Origin of the sequence: Natronomonas sp., from assembly GCF_046483325.1 — an archaeon.
Lineage (GTDB): Archaea > Halobacteriota > Halobacteria > Halobacteriales > Haloarculaceae > Natronomonas.
Genome location: NZ_JAWODL010000003.1, coordinates 31,503 through 48,194, shown reverse-complemented (window position 1 = coordinate 48,194; position 16,692 = coordinate 31,503). Strand labels below are relative to the sequence as shown.

At 62.0% G+C, this 16,692-nt stretch carries 23 protein-coding genes, 2 tRNA genes and 1 pseudogene; 19 read left to right on the top strand and 7 right to left on the bottom strand.

What is annotated here, in order from left to right:
- Positions 1 to 68: 68 nt before the first annotated feature.
- Together R6U53_RS00635 and R6U53_RS00630 are read right to left on the bottom strand one after the other, a co-directional pair.
- The gene (locus R6U53_RS00635; RefSeq protein WP_410320445.1) at positions 69 to 1,559 is read right to left on the bottom strand and encodes a PH domain-containing protein; all 1,491 of its coding nucleotides are present in this window, start codon (positions 1,557 to 1,559) and stop codon (positions 69 to 71) included.
- The gene (locus R6U53_RS00630) at positions 1,559 to 2,152 is read right to left on the bottom strand and encodes a PH domain-containing protein (protein ID WP_410320444.1); all 594 of its coding nucleotides are present in this window, start codon (positions 2,150 to 2,152) and stop codon (positions 1,559 to 1,561) included. Before R6U53_RS00630 ends, R6U53_RS00635 begins: the two co-directional genes overlap by 1 nt.
- A 107-nt stretch (positions 2,153 to 2,259) precedes the next feature.
- Here R6U53_RS00630 and R6U53_RS00625 point away from each other — a divergent pair, with 107 nt between their 5' ends.
- Together R6U53_RS00625 and R6U53_RS00620 are read left to right on the top strand one after the other, a co-directional pair.
- The gene (locus R6U53_RS00625) at positions 2,260 to 2,802 is read left to right on the top strand and encodes a macro domain-containing protein (protein WP_410320443.1); all 543 of its coding nucleotides are present in this window, start codon (positions 2,260 to 2,262) and stop codon (positions 2,800 to 2,802) included.
- Positions 2,803 to 2,994: 192 nt separating this feature from the next.
- Positions 2,995 to 3,219: pseudogene (locus R6U53_RS00620) on the top strand (zinc ribbon domain-containing protein); the annotation flags it as partial.
- 129 nt (positions 3,220 to 3,348) lie between these two features.
- Here R6U53_RS00620 and R6U53_RS00615 read toward each other — a convergent pair.
- The 3 genes from R6U53_RS00615 to R6U53_RS00605 form a co-directional block, all read right to left on the bottom strand.
- A complete protein-coding gene (locus tag R6U53_RS00615) occupies positions 3,349 to 4,323 on the bottom strand; it encodes an aldo/keto reductase (RefSeq protein WP_410320442.1) in 975 nt (324 codons plus the stop codon).
- A gap of 69 nt (positions 4,324 to 4,392) precedes the next feature.
- The gene (locus tag R6U53_RS00610; protein ID WP_410320441.1) at positions 4,393 to 4,635 is read right to left on the bottom strand and encodes a transcriptional regulator; all 243 of its coding nucleotides are present in this window, start codon (positions 4,633 to 4,635) and stop codon (positions 4,393 to 4,395) included.
- A gap of 93 nt (positions 4,636 to 4,728) precedes the next feature.
- Positions 4,729 to 4,896, bottom strand: a complete 168-nt coding sequence (locus tag R6U53_RS00605; protein WP_410320440.1) for a hypothetical protein — start codon at positions 4,894 to 4,896, stop codon at positions 4,729 to 4,731.
- A gap of 271 nt (positions 4,897 to 5,167) precedes the next feature.
- Between R6U53_RS00605 and R6U53_RS00600 the strand changes: the two genes are divergently transcribed.
- On the top strand, positions 5,168 to 6,205 hold the full coding sequence (locus R6U53_RS00600) for a tyrosine--tRNA ligase (RefSeq protein WP_410320439.1): 1,038 nt from the start codon (positions 5,168 to 5,170) through the stop codon (positions 6,203 to 6,205).
- A gap of 13 nt (positions 6,206 to 6,218) precedes the next feature.
- Here R6U53_RS00600 and R6U53_RS00595 read toward each other — a convergent pair whose 3' ends face one another.
- On the bottom strand, positions 6,219 to 6,545 hold the full coding sequence (locus R6U53_RS00595; RefSeq protein WP_410320438.1) for a winged helix-turn-helix transcriptional regulator: 327 nt from the start codon (positions 6,543 to 6,545) through the stop codon (positions 6,219 to 6,221).
- A gap of 100 nt (positions 6,546 to 6,645) precedes the next feature.
- Between R6U53_RS00595 and R6U53_RS00590 the strand changes: the two genes are divergently transcribed.
- Together R6U53_RS00590 and R6U53_RS00585 are read left to right on the top strand one after the other, a co-directional pair.
- Positions 6,646 to 7,101: a hypothetical protein gene (locus R6U53_RS00590; RefSeq protein WP_410320437.1), complete on the top strand. Its 456-nt coding sequence runs from the start codon at positions 6,646 to 6,648 to the stop codon at positions 7,099 to 7,101.
- Positions 7,102 to 7,142: 41 nt separating this feature from the next.
- Positions 7,143 to 8,012, top strand: coding sequence for an SDR family oxidoreductase (locus R6U53_RS00585; RefSeq protein WP_410320436.1), 870 nt, complete (start codon positions 7,143 to 7,145; stop codon positions 8,010 to 8,012).
- A 24-nt stretch (positions 8,013 to 8,036) separates the two neighbouring features.
- Here the strand turns inward: R6U53_RS00585 and moaA are convergent, their stop codons facing one another.
- Positions 8,037 to 9,026, bottom strand: a complete 990-nt coding sequence (gene moaA / locus R6U53_RS00580) for a GTP 3',8-cyclase MoaA (protein ID WP_410320435.1) — start codon at positions 9,024 to 9,026, stop codon at positions 8,037 to 8,039.
- Between the two features lie 144 nt (positions 9,027 to 9,170).
- Here moaA and R6U53_RS00575 point away from each other — a divergent pair, with 144 nt between their 5' ends.
- The 14 genes from R6U53_RS00575 to rpsB all read left to right on the top strand — a co-directional run bounded on the left by R6U53_RS00575 (position 9,171) and on the right by rpsB (position 16,672).
- Positions 9,171 to 10,217 (top strand): Mrp/NBP35 family ATP-binding protein, encoded by a 1,047-nt coding sequence (locus R6U53_RS00575; RefSeq protein WP_410320434.1) that lies wholly within the window; start codon positions 9,171 to 9,173, stop codon positions 10,215 to 10,217.
- Between the two features lie 383 nt (positions 10,218 to 10,600).
- Positions 10,601 to 10,684 (top strand) — tRNA-Ser (locus R6U53_RS00570).
- Between the two features lie 15 nt (positions 10,685 to 10,699).
- On the top strand, positions 10,700 to 11,212 hold the full coding sequence (locus R6U53_RS00565; RefSeq protein ID WP_410320433.1) for a 30S ribosomal protein S13: 513 nt from the start codon (positions 10,700 to 10,702) through the stop codon (positions 11,210 to 11,212).
- A complete protein-coding gene (locus R6U53_RS00560; protein ID WP_410320432.1) occupies positions 11,212 to 11,736 on the top strand; it encodes a 30S ribosomal protein S4 in 525 nt (174 codons plus the stop codon). The genes R6U53_RS00565 and R6U53_RS00560 overlap by 1 nt, the downstream gene beginning before the upstream one ends.
- 2 nt (positions 11,737 to 11,738) lie before the next feature.
- Positions 11,739 to 12,122: a 30S ribosomal protein S11 gene (locus R6U53_RS00555; protein ID WP_137275057.1), complete on the top strand. Its 384-nt coding sequence runs from the start codon at positions 11,739 to 11,741 to the stop codon at positions 12,120 to 12,122.
- 1 nt (position 12,123) lies between these two features.
- Positions 12,124 to 12,867, top strand: coding sequence for a DNA-directed RNA polymerase subunit D (locus R6U53_RS00550; RefSeq protein WP_410320431.1), 744 nt, complete (start codon positions 12,124 to 12,126; stop codon positions 12,865 to 12,867).
- A 129-nt stretch (positions 12,868 to 12,996) separates the two neighbouring features.
- Positions 12,997 to 13,081, top strand: a tRNA-Leu gene (locus tag R6U53_RS00545).
- A gap of 23 nt (positions 13,082 to 13,104) precedes the next feature.
- Positions 13,105 to 13,458 (top strand): 50S ribosomal protein L18e, encoded by a 354-nt coding sequence (locus tag R6U53_RS00540; RefSeq protein ID WP_310674706.1) that lies wholly within the window; start codon positions 13,105 to 13,107, stop codon positions 13,456 to 13,458.
- Complete coding sequence (locus R6U53_RS00535; RefSeq protein ID WP_410320430.1) at positions 13,455 to 13,895, top strand: 50S ribosomal protein L13; 441 nt, start codon at positions 13,455 to 13,457, stop codon at positions 13,893 to 13,895. Before R6U53_RS00540 ends, R6U53_RS00535 begins: the two co-directional genes overlap by 4 nt.
- On the top strand, positions 13,889 to 14,287 hold the full coding sequence (locus R6U53_RS00530) for a 30S ribosomal protein S9 (RefSeq protein ID WP_410320429.1): 399 nt from the start codon (positions 13,889 to 13,891) through the stop codon (positions 14,285 to 14,287). Before R6U53_RS00535 ends, R6U53_RS00530 begins: the two co-directional genes overlap by 7 nt.
- 12 nt (positions 14,288 to 14,299) lie before the next feature.
- Positions 14,300 to 14,494, top strand: coding sequence for a DNA-directed RNA polymerase subunit N (locus R6U53_RS00525; protein ID WP_410320428.1), 195 nt, complete (start codon positions 14,300 to 14,302; stop codon positions 14,492 to 14,494).
- Entirely contained in the window at positions 14,491 to 14,664 is a 174-nt protein-coding gene (locus R6U53_RS00520) for a DNA-directed RNA polymerase subunit K (RefSeq protein WP_410320427.1), read from the top strand. The genes R6U53_RS00525 and R6U53_RS00520 overlap by 4 nt, the downstream gene beginning before the upstream one ends.
- Positions 14,661 to 15,857, top strand: a complete 1,197-nt coding sequence (gene eno, locus R6U53_RS00515) for a phosphopyruvate hydratase (protein WP_410320426.1) — start codon at positions 14,661 to 14,663, stop codon at positions 15,855 to 15,857. The genes R6U53_RS00520 and eno overlap by 4 nt, the downstream gene beginning before the upstream one ends.
- The gene (gene rpsB, locus R6U53_RS00510; RefSeq protein ID WP_410320425.1) at positions 15,854 to 16,672 is read left to right on the top strand and encodes a 30S ribosomal protein S2; all 819 of its coding nucleotides are present in this window, start codon (positions 15,854 to 15,856) and stop codon (positions 16,670 to 16,672) included. Before eno ends, rpsB begins: the two co-directional genes overlap by 4 nt.
- The last annotated feature ends 20 nt before the right edge of the window (positions 16,673 to 16,692 follow it).

Here is a 16,692-nt window from a genome sequence, read left to right as displayed (position 1 = left end):
TCGCGTTCGATGGCGGTGGGTGATGTGCCCGATCGGCTTGGACGAAATCCCGTGTGCGGAAGCGTCGGTCAGGCCGGCTCTCCAGAAATATCGGAGAGGGCGGCTTCCATCGACCGAAGCCGCTCTCTACGTCGTTGGCTTCGGCGTCGACGCACAGTCTCTTGGAGGCGATCGGCGACGGTCTCGCGGAGTTCTGCGGCCCGAGTTTCGTCGATATCGAGCGCGCGGGGGGGTCTGCTCGTGAGACCGCTGGAACCCGCGGTATCGACCACGAGTGAGGAGAGCCGTCGACCGCGTTGGAAGATCGTCTGAGAGTCCAACACAGTCTGGACGCGGTAGTAGGGTACGATCGTTATCGTGCGGGTCCAAAACCCTTCCCGAAGAACGATGTACTCGGACTGGACGTCGTAACCGAGATTCGACCACTTCAGATGAGCGGCGACGACTGCGAGCGGCAAGAGCGCGAGTGTGACGTACCACGCGAAGGTGAGTCCGGTGTACCTGTCAGCCGTGAACGAGGCCAAGACCGCGATCGATGCCACGATGCCGTATCTGACGACATACCGCTCTCGCGCGCGTTTCGGTGGACGTTCGAACGCTATTTCGTCGAACGCCTCGATCGATCGCGCGAGATCGAACACGCGACGGCGATCCGCCAGCGGAACCGCCGACTGTGATCCCTCGTCGTTCGGTGCGTATCCGGCGGTCTCGACCGCCAGTGAAGCGTATCGGAGCCGACGAGCGATCAGGTTCTCCGAAATCGTCAGCGTCTGAACCTTCTCGAGTGGGATCGTCCCGCTGAACCGCTGGAAGAGCCCGCGCTCGTAGAGGAGTTCGTCGTTCTGTCTCGCGAGTCGAAAGCCGTGGTAGCTCGTGAGCGCGAAGAATCCACTTATCAGAGCAGTGATCGCGACGATCGCGGCGGCCGCGAGGGGGGCCGTCACCGCGAGTCCGACGAGCGGGTCTGCGAACCGCTCGCGAAGGGATGGAGAGATAACGGGGAGAATGACGGTCACGATCGACAATAGGCGGAGATCGATCCCGACGATACCGAGGAGGACGAGTTCCTTTCGCGTGACTGCGAACAGTTCCCGTTCGGTAGCCGTTTCGGTCGGTTCAGTGGACGCACGTCCCCGTTTGCGTTGACCGATCTCCGATTGGAGTCGCTTCGCCTCTTCGAAACTCACGTATCGGAGTGAGGCTTCCGTGGAGGATCCGCCGGCCGTTTCGAGGTTGATCTGAGCGACCCCGAGTGCGCGCTGAACGACGTTGCGGCTGATGTCGACGTTCTGGACGCGTCCGAGTGGAATCTCTCGATTCCGCCGCGAAACCACGCCCGAGGCGATATCGAGCGTTTCGTCGCTCAGTTCGTACTCGAATCGCTGGTAGTAGACGAGTTGATATGCCAGCGCGATGACGAACCACCCGATGGTGATCGCCGCGAACCCGGACGCACCGCCGAGTGCCGGGGAGCCGATGAGAATAAAGATGAGAATCCACGCCAACCTGACGACGGATTCGCCCGCCCGGATCGGGATCGATAGCGAATCGAGTTTCATTAGACTGCGTCTTCGCCCTCCGCGGCGATCGCGAGGTGTTTCAGCCGGGTCTGGAGGTCGTCCGCTCGTTCGGGCGTCAGTCCGGGTATCGATACGTCAGCGCCACGGGACCCCGCAGTGTAGACGACCGTCGTCGCGAGTCCGAAGGTTCGTTCGAGCGGCCCACGGCGGGTATCGACGTGTTGGATTCGGACGTACGGGGCGACCGTGTTGACGCGGGTGAGAACGCCACGCTTGAGATACAGCGAGTCCGATCGGACCTGGTACATCCAGACGCGGTATCGGAGCACTGCGAAGACGACGCCGAGTACGAACGCGAGCGCGAAGACGACGCCACCGACCCAGGCACCGCCCGGAGAGAGGACGGAGAAGACGACCGCGGCGATGATTCCGAGTATCGTTGCTGATACGGCGGATTGGATCGCCCACACGCCCTGTACGGCCGGTTCCAATCGCTGTGGATCCCCAGTGAGCGCTTCGATGTCGGGTGTCGAATGGTCGGGAGGGAGGTCCGATTCGACGCGACGGATCGCCGGCCTGAGATCGGTACCGGACCAGTCCGTCGTCGTCCGGTCGCCGTTCGTATCGTCCATCGTCGAGCAATGAGGGCGCGACGTATATAGTAGGCCGTGTCCAAACCGACACGGGGGATTGGTATTAACTCACACAATTTATACTCGTAGTGGCCGTCGTCTCCGGTATGTACTTCAGCGTCGTTCGAGGTGACATCGCCGAACAGTCCGCCGATACGCTCGTCAACGCTGCCGGGACCAGCCTCAGAATGGGATCGGGAGTCGCTGGCGCGCTCCGCCGGGCCGCCGAGCGCGGACTCAACGAGGAGGCGATCTCGAAGGGGCCGATCGATCTCGGCGAGGTCGTGGTCACCGACGCGTACGGGCTCGATGCGAACCACGTGATCCACGCCGCCGCCATGCCACATTACGGGGACGGACAAGCCACAGCCGAGAGCATTCGTGACGCGACAAAAAACGCCCTCGCGGCTGCGGACGAACGAGGATGTCGCTCGCTCGTGATCCCGGCGCTCGGCTGTGGCGTCGCGGGTTTCGATCTCGAAGACGGTGCACACATCATCGGTGAAACCATCGCCGATCACGAGCCGTCATCCCTGTCCGATGTCCGATTTATCGCATACAGCGAACCGGAGTTCGAGACCGTTCGGTCGGCGACTGCCGAATTCAGCATAATTCGAGGTGGAGCCTCCGACCTCAACGAGCGAGTGTAGCGAGCGAGTAGGTCGGAGAAGAAACCGACGAAGGACGACTCAACCGCACGATGGTAGCTACCCGACTCCCAGAGGTATAATTACCATCCGGTAGTAGCCTGAAACATGGAGGTGCTTCGAACCGCGCCGGTCAAACTCAGTGTTCCCGACGAGCGCCGCGACGACCTCCACGAATCGGCTCGACAGGTCCTTCACTGCGCGAACCGTACCGGCGAATGGTTCTGTTGTCAAAAATGTGGCTACGAGGTCAACGCGGACTACAACGCGGCGAAGAATATCGGGCTCCGGTACGCTCGAAAGCGGACACACAGACTCCGTTCCTCGCCCACGTCGGGGGGCGGAGACGCACCAGTAGACGTGCGTGTGAATGGTGGGATGTTGAACGGCAAGAGTCACCAGCCTATTGCTGGGGACTGATTGCCGGGAGTCCAACTTAAAGCCCTACCCTCAACGAGCGAACCCCGTATAGGGTGAGCGAAGTAGGGTCGGGTAGTTTACAGCCGAGAGATAACAGCTGCGCTCTGTTTTATTGCCTACCGAACGGCGTCATTTGTGCCCGGAGACCGCCACCGGTTCGTACGGCTCTTCGAGGTACTCAAGATCGCTATCGGAGAGGTCGATCTCGAGCGCTTCGACGGCGTCTTCGAGGTGTTCGATCTTCGAGGCCCCGATGATCGGCGCGTCAACCCACTCTTTGTGCAGCAGCCACGAGAGGGCGATCTGTGCCATCGAAACGCCCTTTTCAGCCGCGAGTTCGTCGACGCGCTCGTTGATCTCTTTGCCACCGTTCTCAGCGTAGGGGTGACCGTGTGCGAGTTCGTCGGTTTCGCCGCGCTTCGTGGACAGGTACTCGTCGTGAGGGCGGGTGAGGTAGCCGCGGGCCATCGGGCTCCACGGGATCACGCCGAGTCCCTCGCGGTCGCACAGCGGGAGCATCTCCCGCTCCTCCTCGCGGTAGACGAGGTTGTAGTGGTTTTGCATCGTCGCGAACCGTTCGAGGCCGAACTCGTCGCTCACCGTCAGCGATTCGGCGAGTTGGTGTGCCCACATCGAGGAGGCGCCGACGTGTCGAACCCGTCCCCGTCGGACGATGTCCGTCATCGCCCGGAGCGTCGTTTCGATCGGCGTCTTGTAGTCCCAGCGGTGGATCTGATAGAGGTCGACGGTATCCGTCCCGAGACGGTCGAGCGATGCGGCGAGCTCCTGCTCGATCGTTTTCCGGGAGAGTCCCCCCGAGTTCGGGTCGTCGTCGCGCATTCGGAAGAACAGTTTCGTCGCGACCACGGCCCCCTCGCGATGTCCCTCGAGTGCATCGCCGAGGATTCGCTCGCTTTCCCCGCGGGAGTACATGTTCGCGGTGTCGAAGAAGTTGATCCCGAGATCGAGCGCGCGCTCTACAAGTTCGTGGCCGAACCTCTCGTCTTGGACCCACTCGCGCCACTCCGGATCGCCGAAGCTCATGCAGCCGAGACAGATCTTGGAGACGTTGATACCGGTCGAACCGAGCGTAGTATACTCCATGGCAGGGCGACGGCATGCGATGACAAAAAGCTATGCCGAAGTGCCGAGCCGGTGTGGTAACGAGCGGTCTCACCGCGTTCGCGTGGCAACGCTGAAGTCGTGTACGGCGTGGAGATCGTCTCCAATCCCTGACCCCTCGCAGTCGTCATTTGGACAGGTATAATGCCACCCATCCCGGGTAGCCCGTCGCTCGGGAAACTGTTCGCCACAGCGCTCGCAGATGAGTGCATCGGACGAACAGGTGTCGCGATGCAGTTCGTACTGGAGTTCGTTCGTGAACGTCCGTTTACAGTGTCTGCACGTGTAAGTCATATCTAAGTCTCTACCACCGACCCTATTATAACTGCTCGTTCGTTCATCGTCGGTAGAGCCGGTGGCGACCGTCGAGGCAGCGGAACGACGTGCTTACAGACCGACGTCGAACGCGTACGGCCACGCTACCCCGGCAAGCGCGAGGAACACCGTGACACCACCGCCCCCGAAGACGTTCTTCAAGAACGAGGTCATCTCGTTCTGTTCGTCCTCGCCCTCCGTGTTCCAGAAGTCGTACATCGTGATCGCAGAGACGAGCAAAAAGAGGGCGAGCGCTCGACGCTGACCGACGGAACCACGCCCGTGATGCCCGAGAGTCCGCCGAAAACGGGGAGTCCACCGCTTCCGAGAACGGAGGGCTACGGGGACGGGAGACGCGTGAATTCCGCGTACCCGGCCATCGTCCCCACGTTCATGAGGCGGTTGAGTAACATCGGAAGGTACGAACCGCCGATACAGACAGTCCCTGTCAACATTCGACAGAGCTCCGGTCACCCGAACGTTTTATCGGCCGTCTCGCGGAACCACGCCCATGGACACGGCCGAACGGACCGAGCTGGTCACACGGTTCACCCAGGAGGTAATCGAGGAAGCCGAGATAGCGGCGCTGTTCGAGGAAGAGGCCGACCCGACCGCGTACATCGGCTACGCCCCGACCGGCGAGATGCATATCGGCCACTTCACCACGATGCGAAAGCTGGCCGATTTCATCGACACCGGGATCGACGTGACGGTACTCATCGCCGATCTCCACGCCCACCTCGACGACGCGAAAAGCCCCTTCGAACTGCTGGACGCTCGATCCGAGTACTACCAGACGGCTATCGAGTCGATGATCGCCGCGGCGGGAGCCGACCCGGACGGCGTCTCGTTCGTTCGAGGGACGGAGTTCCAACTCGAAGAACCGTACACGATGAATCTCTATCGGATGTTGGCCGAGACGACGCTCTCACGCGCACAGCGCGCCGGTAGCGAGGTCGTCCGCCAGTCGGACAACCCGAAACTCGGTGGCCTCGTCTACACGCTCATGCAGGCTCTCGACGTCGCCGCCCTCGACGCCGATATCGCCTACGGCGGCATCGACCAGCGAGGAATCTACATGCTCGCGCGCGAACAGCTCCCGGACCACGGCTACGACAAGCCCACCTGCGTGTTCGCACCGCTCCTGTCGGGGCTCTCTGGTGGAAAGATGTCGGCCTCGGAGGCTGGTTCGAAAATCAACCTCACCGACACCGACGACGACGTGGCCGAGAAGATAGAGGGCGCGTACTGTCCCGCGGGTGAAACGGAGGAAAACGGCGTTCTCGAGTACCTCCGATACCTCGTGTTCCCGATCTTCGAGGAACGTGGGACCGAGTTCGTCATCGAACGGCCCGAAGAGTACGGCGACGACCTCGAATACGACGACTACGACGCGCTGGAATCGGATTTCGTCTCCGGTGAACTCCACCCGGCGGATCTCAAACCTGCCGCGGCGGCGGCGATATCCGAGGTGATCGATCCGGTCAGAGATCGGTTACTCGACGACCCGGCGCTTTTGACATCGGCCTATCCGGAGCGACACGGCTGAGTCGTCCACCCTTTTAAAATCCGTCGAGCCAGCTATTGGCCCACGCTTCGATCTCGTCGAAGACCGGACACAGCGATCGCCCCTTGGGCGTAAGCGAGTAGTACGTCGCAACGGGGGCGTCCTCTTCCAGGCGGCGTTCGACGAACCCCGTCTCTCCGAGATCGTCGAGTACACGCGAGAGCGTCCGGGAGTTCGCGCTCGTCGAGCGCTTGATCTCGTTGAACCGTTTTTCGCCGTCCTGAAGATCGTGGAGAACGAGTAGCCGCCACTTCGAGCCGATCTGCTCCATCGACTCGACGACCGGACAGGCGGATTCGACCTGTTGTTGGGCGTCCGACATGTGATTCGGTAGGAGGTCCGCGAATAAATACCCATCCGTGGCTCGGACTGAAGCTGCCGGGTGCAACACACCCAAGCCCACGGTGCCCGTAGGAGGAGGTATGTTTACTGGGCGTACGGAGAAGCCGTGTTGTCTCTGTGGCCACACCGAAACAGCCCACTGGATCGAGATCCCGCCGCGGGCGATCCAGCTGTTGAAACACGCCGAACCGATCGCGTGGCGTGACATCGAGGGAACCGTCTCGCTGTACTTTTGTCAAGACGATTGGAAGACGGTTCGCGACCTCGTTCTCGAAACGGCTATGAGTCCCCTTCCACGGTGTAACGCCGGGAGAGCATCGTTCGTTCTCCGTGAAGACTTCGAAGCGTTTCTGAACGCCAATCGGGCGGAACCCGACCAGCGACCACTGGAGGCCGACTGTCTCGACGACGCCGAGACGGTGCTCGACAGATACGAGCGTGAGGATCCGCTGGTCGAAACCCGTGACGTCGTGGAGGCGAGAATCGTGATCTGGGCGCTCGAAGATCTCGGTGAACCCAGAGTACCGGGTGACTGAATACCACATACTGTTTTACCCCTCGTTCGGATGTGTCACACATGGGTGCATCCGCTGACGCGTTCGAATTGACCGCACCGGAGCAGAGGATCGACGATGTCCTGTTGCTCGACGATCCCAGGTTCACCGCAGAGACCGTGGCCATCGTCACCGGGGCCGCGTCGGGAATCGGGCGGGCAACGGCCATCGCTCTCGCCGCCAACGGACTCACCGTGGTCGGTGCCGACGTGGATCATGAAGGACTCGGCGAAACGGTCGACCTCGCCTCGACCGTGGACGTCGCTGGCGAGTTACGGCCGATCACGACTGATCTCACAGACGACGTCGAGGTGGAAGCGATGGTCGAGACCGCCGCCGAGGCAGGGGACCTCCGATACGTCGCGAACATCGCCGGGATGCAACACATCGCCTCTATCCCCGAGTTCCCGGCCGAACAGTACGACCGGCTGTTGGACGTGATGCTTCGAGCGCCGTTCATGACCGCGAAGTTCGCCATGCCACGCATCCGAGAGACAGACGACGGCGTCGGTGCGATCGCGAACATGTCGTCGATCCACGGCCGGTACGCGACGAAAGACAAAGCGGCGTACATCACCGCGAAACACGGTTTGAACGGACTGACCCGAGCTATCGCCGCCGAGGGGGAGGGAACGCTTCGGAGCTTCTCGGTCAGTGCAGGCTACGTGCTGACGCCGCTAATGTTGAATCAAATCGAGGACACGGCCGAAGAGCGCGGGATCTCCGAGCGCGAGGTCGTAGAGAACGTCATGCTCGGACAGGCCAGAACCAAGGAGATGATGACGCCCGCCGAAGTCGCGAACCTCTTCGTCTTCGGCTTTTCGAAACACGGTAAACACCTCAACGGTGGCGATCTGCTGTGGGACGGCGGCTACACGCTAACGTACGAGTAATCTCAGGTCTCGCCTTCGAACCGGTTAGACCTCGATCCGATCCAGGTACTTTTCGTTGAACGTCCACTCGCCGTCCTCGTCGCGAATCATGTACTCGCCGTAGTACGGCACTCGCTCGTCGACGGTGGCTTCGAACGTCTCACGGATCTCCGCTTTCGTCATTTCGCCCATGCTCTTGAGGTCGTCGTTACGGTTGAGACAGCCCTTGAGATACCCCTCGTGTGTGACGCGAACGCGATGGCAGTTCGCACAGAAATCCGGATTGCCCACGGGGTCGACGATTTCGACCATGCCGCCCGGAACTGTCGAGTCGTCCTCCCCGACGTAGTATCGACGCCGTCCGTGCATCTCGCGGCGCTCGATCCGATCCGCCTGCTCTTCGAGCCACCCGTGAACGCGGTCGATCTCGATCGCCCACTCGGGTCGACCGGCGAGTTCGGGCATATACTCGATGAGTTGGAGTTGTAATCCCTCGTTCTCGGCGACGTGATCGACCATCTCCGGAACGTATCCGGCGGTGTGTTCGAACACGACCATGTTGAGTTTGACCGGCGTGAGTCCAGCTTCGAGGGCGGCGTCGATACCGGCGAGAACGTCGTCGTAGGCGGCGCTCTTCGTTACTTCCCGGAACGCTTTCGGCGAGAGTGCGTCTTGAGAAACGTTGACGCGTTCGAGACCGGCGTCGACGAGCGCCTCGGCGCGCTCGGGCAGGAACGTTCCGTTCGTCGTTAGCGACGTTTCGATACCGTCGGGCGTTCGCCGAATGATCTCCTCGAGGTCGTCGCGAAGCATCGGTTCACCCCCGGTGAATTTCGCCTTCTCGACGCCGAACTCGGCCGCGACCTCGAGAAACCTGACGACATCGTCGGTCGACATCTCGTTCTCGGCCGGTTCCATCGGGCCACGCGTGTCACCGAGCCCCTCGTTGTGGCAGTAGACGCAATCGAAATTACACCGGTCGGTGAGCGAGATCCTGACACCCGAGACCTCGCGACCGAACCCGTCTTCGAGCATACCTGGATGTACGAGTGTGGGTGCTTAAAATCGACGACGAAAACGGTGCTTTTGAAACCATTTGTGGTTACATATCGGAGATTGCATCGTGGGCTGCGTCGCGAGGCCACAATCCTTATCGGCCGCTGCGAACCTACCTGACGTATGGAAGAACACGAGATTCTCGATCGGCTGTCGGGAATCGAGGACCCCGCGCTCGGCGACGACATCGTGTCGCTCGGCTTGATCAACGACGTACGGCTCGGCGACGAAACTATCGCGATCGATCTGGCGCTCGGTGCGCCGTACTCGCCCGCCGAGACTGCGCTCGCCGGCGACGTTCGGGACGCCCTGGCCGATACTGCATACGGAATAGACCTCTCCGCGAGCGTCGATACTGGGCTCTCCTCGGACCAGCAGATCCTCCCCGACGTCGAGAACATCGTCGCGGTCGCGTCCGGAAAGGGCGGCGTGGGGAAATCGACCGTCGCGGTGAACCTCGCTGCCGGTCTCTCGGCGATGGGTGCCCGCGTTGGCCTGTTCGACGCGGACGTGTACGGGCCGAACGTCCCTCGGATGGTCGAATCCGATGCTCGGCCGAAGGCGACTCGTGAGGAGACTATCATCCCCCCCGAAAAACATGGCATGAAGCTCATGAGCATGGACTTCCTCCTCGGCGAGGACGACCCGGTCATCTGGCGAGGGCCGATGGTTCACAAGGTTTTGACCCAGTTGTGGGAGGACGTCGAGTGGGGGGCGCTCGATTACATGGTCGTCGACCTCCCACCGGGGACCGGCGATACCCAGCTGACGCTCCTGCAATCGGTACCGGTCTCGGGGGCAGTCATCGTGACGACGCCGCAGGAGGTGGCGTTGGACGACGCTCGGAAAGGGCTCCGGATGTTCGGCGAACACGAGACGCCCGTGTTGGGCATCGTCGAGAACATGTCCGGGTTCGTCTGTCCGGACTGCGGCGGCGAACACGACATCTTCGGCAGCGGCGGTGGCGAAGCGTTCGCCGAGGACGTCGACATGCCCTTCCTTGGCCGACTTCCCCTAGATCCCGCGGTCCGCAAAGGCGGCGACACCGGTCGCCCAATCGTTCTCGAAGAGGAGGGCGGCACGGCCGAATCGTTCCGCGAGTTCGTCGAAACGACGGCGGATATGCAGGGGATCGTCAAGCGCCGTATGGCGTCCGACGGCGGTCGATAACGGACGATTCGGCGGGGATCGTTCCCGATCCGAAGACCACAGCACTCGTTCGTTCGATCGCAGCGGACGTTCGGGGAGACAGTTCCGAGAGCGAACAGCTAGCGGCGATTCTCCATCGGGTCTCCGACCCGTGCGGTCCCGACGAGGAGACGACGTCAGAGGAGATCTATCGGAACGCACAAAACATCTTAGAGATCAGAGCCCGTGGGGGGCTGCCGGACAGGGCTCGGCGATTCGAGTAGCACCGCTCTAGCGGCTACGTGGGCGGCTGACACGGGGCGACGCTTTCGTACAGTTTAAGTACCGCGGTCGGGTATCGATGGATGCAATAGATGTAGGGGCACCGGCCCCGAGTCCGGGAGGGCGAAGATACGCGGACGCGAGTCGTGGTAGCCAAGCCTGGCCCAAGGCGCAGGGTTGCTAACTCTGTGGCGTAAGCCTCCGGGGTTCAAATCCCCGCCACGACGCTAACCCAACCACACATGAGCACGGAAGAACCCAACGCGGACGATGACGGCGAAGAGATCCAGTACTTCGTCAGAATCGGCCGAACCGACCTCGACGGGACGAAAAGCGTCGAGCGAGCGTTGACCGATATGAACGGCATCGGTCGACGCGTCGCTCGCATTATCTCGAACAAAGCGAACGTCGACCGCCGCGACGTACTCGGTGCGCTCGATGAGGAGAAGATCGACGAGATCGTCAGCCTCGTCGAGGGGTACGCCGACGAAGTCCCCGAGTGGCTCGCTAACCACCAGCGCGACTTCTTTACTGGCGAGACCACCCACGAGGTCGGCAACGATCTCCAGATGAGCCGCCGACAGGATATCAACCGCATGCAGATGATCGACTCCTACAAGGGCGTTCGTCACCAGCGCGGCCAGAAGGTTCGCGGACAGCGAACCAAATCCACCGGCCGGACCGAGGGAACGATCGGCGTCAACATCGAGGCGATCAAAGAGGAGCAGGCTGAGCAGGAGGCCGAGGACGAATAATGGCACTCGGAAGCAACACCAAATTCTACGAGACGCCGAACCACCCGTTCCAGGGAGAACGAATCGCCGAGGAGGGTGATCTCCTCTCGCGGTACGGGCTCGCCAACAAAGAGGAGCTTTGGCGCGCACAGTCCGAGCTCCGTGATTACCGGCGCGAGGCCCGCCGCCTCATCGGTGAAGCGCAGGGTGACACCGACGTCGCCGAGGACGCGGGACTGGAGTTCCTCACGCGTCTGAAGCGCATCGGCGTTCTCGACGAAGGCGACAGCCTCGACGACGTCCTTTCGCTCGACGAGACGGACATCCTCGAACGACGGCTTCAGACGGTCGCATACCGAAAGGGACTCGGAAACACGCCGAATCAGGCTCGACAGTTCATCGTCCACGGACACATCACCGTCGACGGCGCTCGCGTGGGCGCACCGTCGTACAAGGTCGAGGTCGCCGAGGAAAACCTCATCGAGTTCGACGAGACGAGCCCGCTCGCCGACGATCTCCACCCGGAACGCGCGGAGGGACAATAACAATGGCAGACGAAACCACCTGGGGCATCGCACACGTGTATGCCTCGTTTAACAACACGATCATCACCGTAACGGACCTAACCGGTGCCGAGACGATCGTCAAATCGTCCGGTGGCACCGTCGTGAAACAAAACCGTGACGAAGCGTCGCCGTACGCGGCGATGCAGATGGCTGAGGTCGTCGCCGGCGAAGTCCAAGACGCCGGTATCGACGGCGTCCACGTCCGCGTCCGCGGCCCCGGCGGCAACCTACAAAAGAACCCAGGGCCGGGCGCACAGGCGACGATCCGTGCCCTGGCCCGCGCCGGCCTCGAGATCGGTCGGATCGAGGACGTAACACCGACCCCGCACGACGGTACTCGGGCCCCGAAAAACGCCGGATTCTAACATGACTGACGAGTATGAGGTAACGTTCATCGAGCGCAACGAACGGAGCGCGACGTTCCTCGTTCGGGGCGTGACGCCCGCGTTCGCCAACGGCATCCGCCGAGCGATGATCGCGGACGTGCCCACGCTTTCGGTCGACACCGTCCGAGTCATCGAGAATTCCTCGGTGATGTTCGACGAACAGATCGCGCTTCGGCTCGGTCTGATACCGCTGACGACGCCGGACGATTACGAACCCGACGACATCGTGACGCTCGCGATCGACGTCGAGGGTCCGGCGACGGCGTACTCGGGCGATTTGGTCTCCAGCGACGATCAGGTACAGCCGGCGGACGTGAACGTCCCGATCATCGAACTCAAAGAGGGCCAACGGCTTGAACTCGAAGCCGATGCGGGACTCGGATACGGAAAAGACCACGCCAAATATCAAGGTGGCGTCGCCGTCGGCTACCGGCACCTCCAGCGAGTCGAGATCGGTGCCGAAAAGGGCGACTACGAGGACGACGACCCGCAGATCATCCGCGGTGTCATCGAGGAGGACGGCGAACTCATCGAGACGGAGTCGTTCGACAACGATCTCAGCCAGCGATACCCCGGGAAGGAGGTCACCGTTGAAGACGTGCCGAACGCGTTCGTGTTCGACGCCGAGACCGACGGCTCGATGTCCATCGACGAACTCGTGCTGAAAGCGGTCGAAACGCTTCGAATTCGAGCGGACGAGCTCGAAGACGCGGTTCAACTATAACCTAACAGATGTACCCCCTCATCCCAACAACGACGATCGATTCGGGCCGGGACGGCGGCGCAGCCGCGCGTACTGGAGCCGTAGCGATCGAAAGGGGTTTCACTGGGGGTACAGAACGTATCACTGCGTGCAGGGATAGCCAAGTCAGGCCAACGGCGCAGCGTTCAGGGCGCTGTCCTGTAGAGGTCCGCAGGTTCAAATCCTGCTCCCTGCATCCATTTCTCAGGAGTAATAACGATGAGTAGCAAGACGAACCCGAGGCTATCCAGTCTCATCGCCGACCTGAAGTCGACCGCCCGAAACGGCGGTGGCGAGGTCTGGAGCGATGTCGCCGAGCGCCTCGAAAAGCCACGGCGCACGCACGCGGAAGTCAACTTGGGCCGCATCGAGCGGTACGCACAGGAAGACGAGACCGTGATCGTGCCCGGCAAGGTGCTCGGGTCCGGTGCACTCCGAAAGGGAGTCACCATCGCAGCCGTCGACTTCTCGTCGACGGCCCAGACGAAGATCGAACAGGTAGGCGAAGCAATCGAACTCGAACAGGCACTCGAAAACAACCCCGACGGTTCCAACGTGCGGGTGATTCGATGAGTTACGCGGAATTCGACGCGGACGTCGTTATCGACGCCCGCAACTGTATCCTCGGCCGCACCGCCTCCCAGGTTGCCGAACTCGCGCTCGATGGCGAGCGCGTCGCGGTTATCAACGCCGAGGACGCCGTCATCACCGGTAACGCTGACGACATCATGTCGGTGTACCGAAAGCGCAACGAGGTCGGATCTGACCGGGGGCCGCACTACCCCCGACGACCGGATCGACTGTTCAAACGCGCAGTTCGCGGTATGTTGCCGTACAAGACGACGCGAGGGCGAGAGGCCTTCGAGAACGTACGGATTTATCTCGGCAACCCGTACGACGATATCGAACCGACCGTCCTCGAAGGGACCTCCCTCGACCGACTGTCGAACATCAAATTCATCTCGCTCGGTGAAATCGGCGAGAAACTGGGTGCTAACGTCACATGGTAACAAACACATCAGGAAAGAAGAAGACGGCCGTCGCACGCGCGACGGTTTCGGAAGGGATCGGTCGCGTCCGGATCAACTCCGAACCGGTCGAACTCGTCGACCCCGAACAGACGCGGCTGAAGATGCTCGAACCGTTTCGCGTCGCGGAGGAAGAGCTCCGCAACGGCGTCGACATCGACGTCATCGTCTCCGGTGGCGGCTTCGCGGGACAGGCAGACGCCGTCAGAACGGCGATCGCCCGCGGCCTCGTCGAACACACGAACGACGCCGAGCTTCGGGACGCGTTCATGTCCTTCGACCGCTCGCTGCTCGTCAACGACGTGCGCCAGTCCGAACCAAAAAAGTGGGGCGGCCCCGGCGCACGGGCACGCTACCAGAAATCCTACCGCTGAGGTGATGCACGCATGATGGTACCGGTACGGTGTTTCACGTGTGGTAACGTCGTCGGCGAGCATTGGGACGAGTTCAAAGAGCGCACGCGCGAGGGGGACGATGATCCCGCCGAAGTCCTCGACGAACTCGGCGTCGATCGAGCCTGCTGCCGCCGGATGCTCGTCTCGCACAAAGACCTCGTCGACATCGTCTCCCCCTACCAATGAGAGGAACGAACCGATACGAGAAGGCACGGATTCTCGGAGCGAGAGCCCTCCAGGTGTCCTACGGCGCGCCGGTACTCATCGAAACCAACCAGACAGAACCGATTCTCGTCGCGGCGGAGGAGTACGACGCGGACGCGCTTCCGTTCACGGTTCGCCGAGGAAAGAAATGACGCTCATCACCGAAGTTCGGCTACGGCGGATCCTCGACAGTCGCGGAAATCCGACGGTTGAGGCGGAGATACGAACGGAAAGCGGTGGATTCGGCCGCGGTGCCGCACCCTCGGGAGCGTCGACCGGCGAGTACGAGGCGATCGAGCGGCCGGCGTCCGAATCGATCGCGACTGCACGGGAGATCGCCGTGCCACGGCTCGAAGGGCAGGTCTACGCCGGGGATCAACGTGGCGTCGATAACGCCCTTCGTGCGGCCGACGGAACCGGCGATTTCTCCGAGATCGGTGCCAACAGCGCGGTCGCGATCTCGATGGCCGCAGCGAAAGCCGCGGCCGACGTGCTCGGCGCGCCCCTGTATCAGCATCTCGGCGGCGCGTTCCGCGGTCGGGACTTTCCGGTCCCCCTCGGGAACGTCATCGGCGGCGGCGAGCACGCCGTGGATGCGACGCACATCCAGGAGTTCCTCGCGGCCCCCGTCGGCGCGCCATCGGTGGCCGATGCCGTCTTCGCGAACGCGCAGATTCACAGCGAAGTGAGCGAGATCCTCGCCGATCGAGGCGTTCCGGCCGCGAAAGGTGACGAAGGCGCGTGGGCACCGTCGATCGACGACGCGACGGCGTTCGAGATCATGGAGGAAGCCGTCGAGACGGTCGCCGACGAGGTCGGTTTCGAGATCGGATTCGGTCTCGACGTGGCCGGTGCCGAACTCTACGAAGATGGCGTCTACCGCTACGGTGACGAAACGAAGGCGCCCGACGAACAGATAGACTACATCGCCGAGTTGGTCGACGAGTATGGACTCGTGTACGTCGAGGACCCGCTCGACGAAGACGATTACGACGGGTTCGCCGAACTGACCGAGCGGGTAGGCTCGCGAACGCTTATTTGCGGCGACGACCTGTTCGTGACGAACACCGAGCGATTGGAGCGCGGGATCGAATCGAACGCGGCCAACAGCATCCTCATCAAGCCGAACCAGATCGGGACGCTCTCGGACGCGTTCGACGCGATCGAGCTGGCGGTTCGAAACGGCTACGATCCGGTCGTATCGCATCGGAGCGGTGAGACCGAGGATACGACGATCGCACACCTCGCCGTCGCCACCGACGCCCCGTTCATCAAGACGGGGACGGTCGGCGGCGAGCGAACTGCAAAGCTGAACGAACTCATAAGAATCGAGGCAAACGCATGAGCGATAACGAAGAGGGATACGACGCCTCCGAACTCGACGAGGAACTCGACGAGCTCGAAGACGAGCTCGACGGGGAACTCGAAGAATCGGAAGCCGATTCCACAGCGGACGAACCGACCGCCGACGACGACGCCAGCGAGGCGTCCGACGCGGCTGAAACTGACCCCGAGGTCGAAACGGAGGACGCGGTCGACGAGGAACCGGTCCTCGACGAGGACGTCATGCCGGACGATGAGGCGGACCTCCTCATCCCGGTGGAGGATTACCTCGCGGCCGGAGTGCACATCGGGACCCAACAGAAGACGAAGTCGATGAACCGGTTCATCCACCGGGTCCGGACGGACGGGCTGTACGTGTTGGACGTCTCCCAGACGGACAAACGCATCCGGACGGCCGCGTCGTTCCTCGCGAACTACAATCCGGAGCAGATTCTGGTCGCGTCCTCGCGCCAGTACGGCCGGTTCCCGGCCGAGAAGTTCGCCGACGCGGTCGGCGCACGAGCGCGCACCGGACGATTCATCCCCGGAACGCTCACCAACCCCGACTACGACGGCTACATCGAACCCGACGTCGTCGTCGTCACCGACCCGATCGGTGACTCCCAAGCGGTCAAGGAAGCGATCACCGTCGGTATCCCGGTTATCGCGATGTGTGACTCGAACAACACGACGTCGAACGTCGACCTCGTGATTCCGACGAACAACAAGGGTCGAAAGGCGCTCAGCGTCGTTTACTGGCTGCTCGCCAACGAGACACTGGATCGCCGTGGGGCGGAGCCGACATACGCGCTCGACGATTTCGAGACGGAACCTTAATTCGCTGGCTTTCTGCGTCT

What these genes read in the sequence shown, in the direction of transcription:
- R6U53_RS00635 (WP_410320445.1), bottom strand. Translation starts at nt 1,559, where the DNA reads ATGAAACTCGATTCGCTATCGATCCCGATCCGGGCGGGCGAATCCGTC.
- R6U53_RS00630 (WP_410320444.1), bottom strand. Translation starts at nt 2,152, where the DNA reads ATGGACGATACGAACGGCGACCGGACGACGACGGACTGGTCCGGTACC.
- R6U53_RS00625 (WP_410320443.1), top strand. Translation starts at nt 2,260, where the DNA reads ATGTACTTCAGCGTCGTTCGAGGTGACATCGCCGAACAGTCCGCCGAT.
- R6U53_RS00615 (WP_410320442.1), bottom strand. Translation starts at nt 4,323, where the DNA reads ATGGAGTATACTACGCTCGGTTCGACCGGTATCAACGTCTCCAAGATC.
- R6U53_RS00610 (WP_410320441.1), bottom strand. Translation starts at nt 4,635, where the DNA reads ATGACTTACACGTGCAGACACTGTAAACGGACGTTCACGAACGAACTC.
- R6U53_RS00600 (WP_410320439.1), top strand. Translation starts at nt 5,168, where the DNA reads ATGGACACGGCCGAACGGACCGAGCTGGTCACACGGTTCACCCAGGAG.
- R6U53_RS00595 (WP_410320438.1), bottom strand. Translation starts at nt 6,545, where the DNA reads ATGTCGGACGCCCAACAACAGGTCGAATCCGCCTGTCCGGTCGTCGAG.
- R6U53_RS00590 (WP_410320437.1), top strand. Translation starts at nt 6,646, where the DNA reads ATGTTTACTGGGCGTACGGAGAAGCCGTGTTGTCTCTGTGGCCACACC.
- R6U53_RS00585 (WP_410320436.1), top strand. Translation starts at nt 7,143, where the DNA reads ATGGGTGCATCCGCTGACGCGTTCGAATTGACCGCACCGGAGCAGAGG.
- moaA (WP_410320435.1), bottom strand. Translation starts at nt 9,026, where the DNA reads ATGCTCGAAGACGGGTTCGGTCGCGAGGTCTCGGGTGTCAGGATCTCG.
- R6U53_RS00575 (WP_410320434.1), top strand. Translation starts at nt 9,171, where the DNA reads ATGGAAGAACACGAGATTCTCGATCGGCTGTCGGGAATCGAGGACCCC.
- R6U53_RS00565 (WP_410320433.1), top strand. Translation starts at nt 10,700, where the DNA reads ATGAGCACGGAAGAACCCAACGCGGACGATGACGGCGAAGAGATCCAG.
- R6U53_RS00560 (WP_410320432.1), top strand. Translation starts at nt 11,212, where the DNA reads ATGGCACTCGGAAGCAACACCAAATTCTACGAGACGCCGAACCACCCG.
- R6U53_RS00555 (WP_137275057.1), top strand. Translation starts at nt 11,739, where the DNA reads ATGGCAGACGAAACCACCTGGGGCATCGCACACGTGTATGCCTCGTTT.
- R6U53_RS00550 (WP_410320431.1), top strand. Translation starts at nt 12,124, where the DNA reads ATGACTGACGAGTATGAGGTAACGTTCATCGAGCGCAACGAACGGAGC.
- R6U53_RS00540 (WP_310674706.1), top strand. Translation starts at nt 13,105, where the DNA reads ATGAGTAGCAAGACGAACCCGAGGCTATCCAGTCTCATCGCCGACCTG.
- R6U53_RS00535 (WP_410320430.1), top strand. Translation starts at nt 13,455, where the DNA reads ATGAGTTACGCGGAATTCGACGCGGACGTCGTTATCGACGCCCGCAAC.
- R6U53_RS00530 (WP_410320429.1), top strand. Translation starts at nt 13,889, where the DNA reads ATGGTAACAAACACATCAGGAAAGAAGAAGACGGCCGTCGCACGCGCG.
- R6U53_RS00525 (WP_410320428.1), top strand. Translation starts at nt 14,300, where the DNA reads ATGATGGTACCGGTACGGTGTTTCACGTGTGGTAACGTCGTCGGCGAG.
- R6U53_RS00520 (WP_410320427.1), top strand. Translation starts at nt 14,491, where the DNA reads ATGAGAGGAACGAACCGATACGAGAAGGCACGGATTCTCGGAGCGAGA.
- eno (WP_410320426.1), top strand. Translation starts at nt 14,661, where the DNA reads ATGACGCTCATCACCGAAGTTCGGCTACGGCGGATCCTCGACAGTCGC.
- rpsB (WP_410320425.1), top strand. Translation starts at nt 15,854, where the DNA reads ATGAGCGATAACGAAGAGGGATACGACGCCTCCGAACTCGACGAGGAA.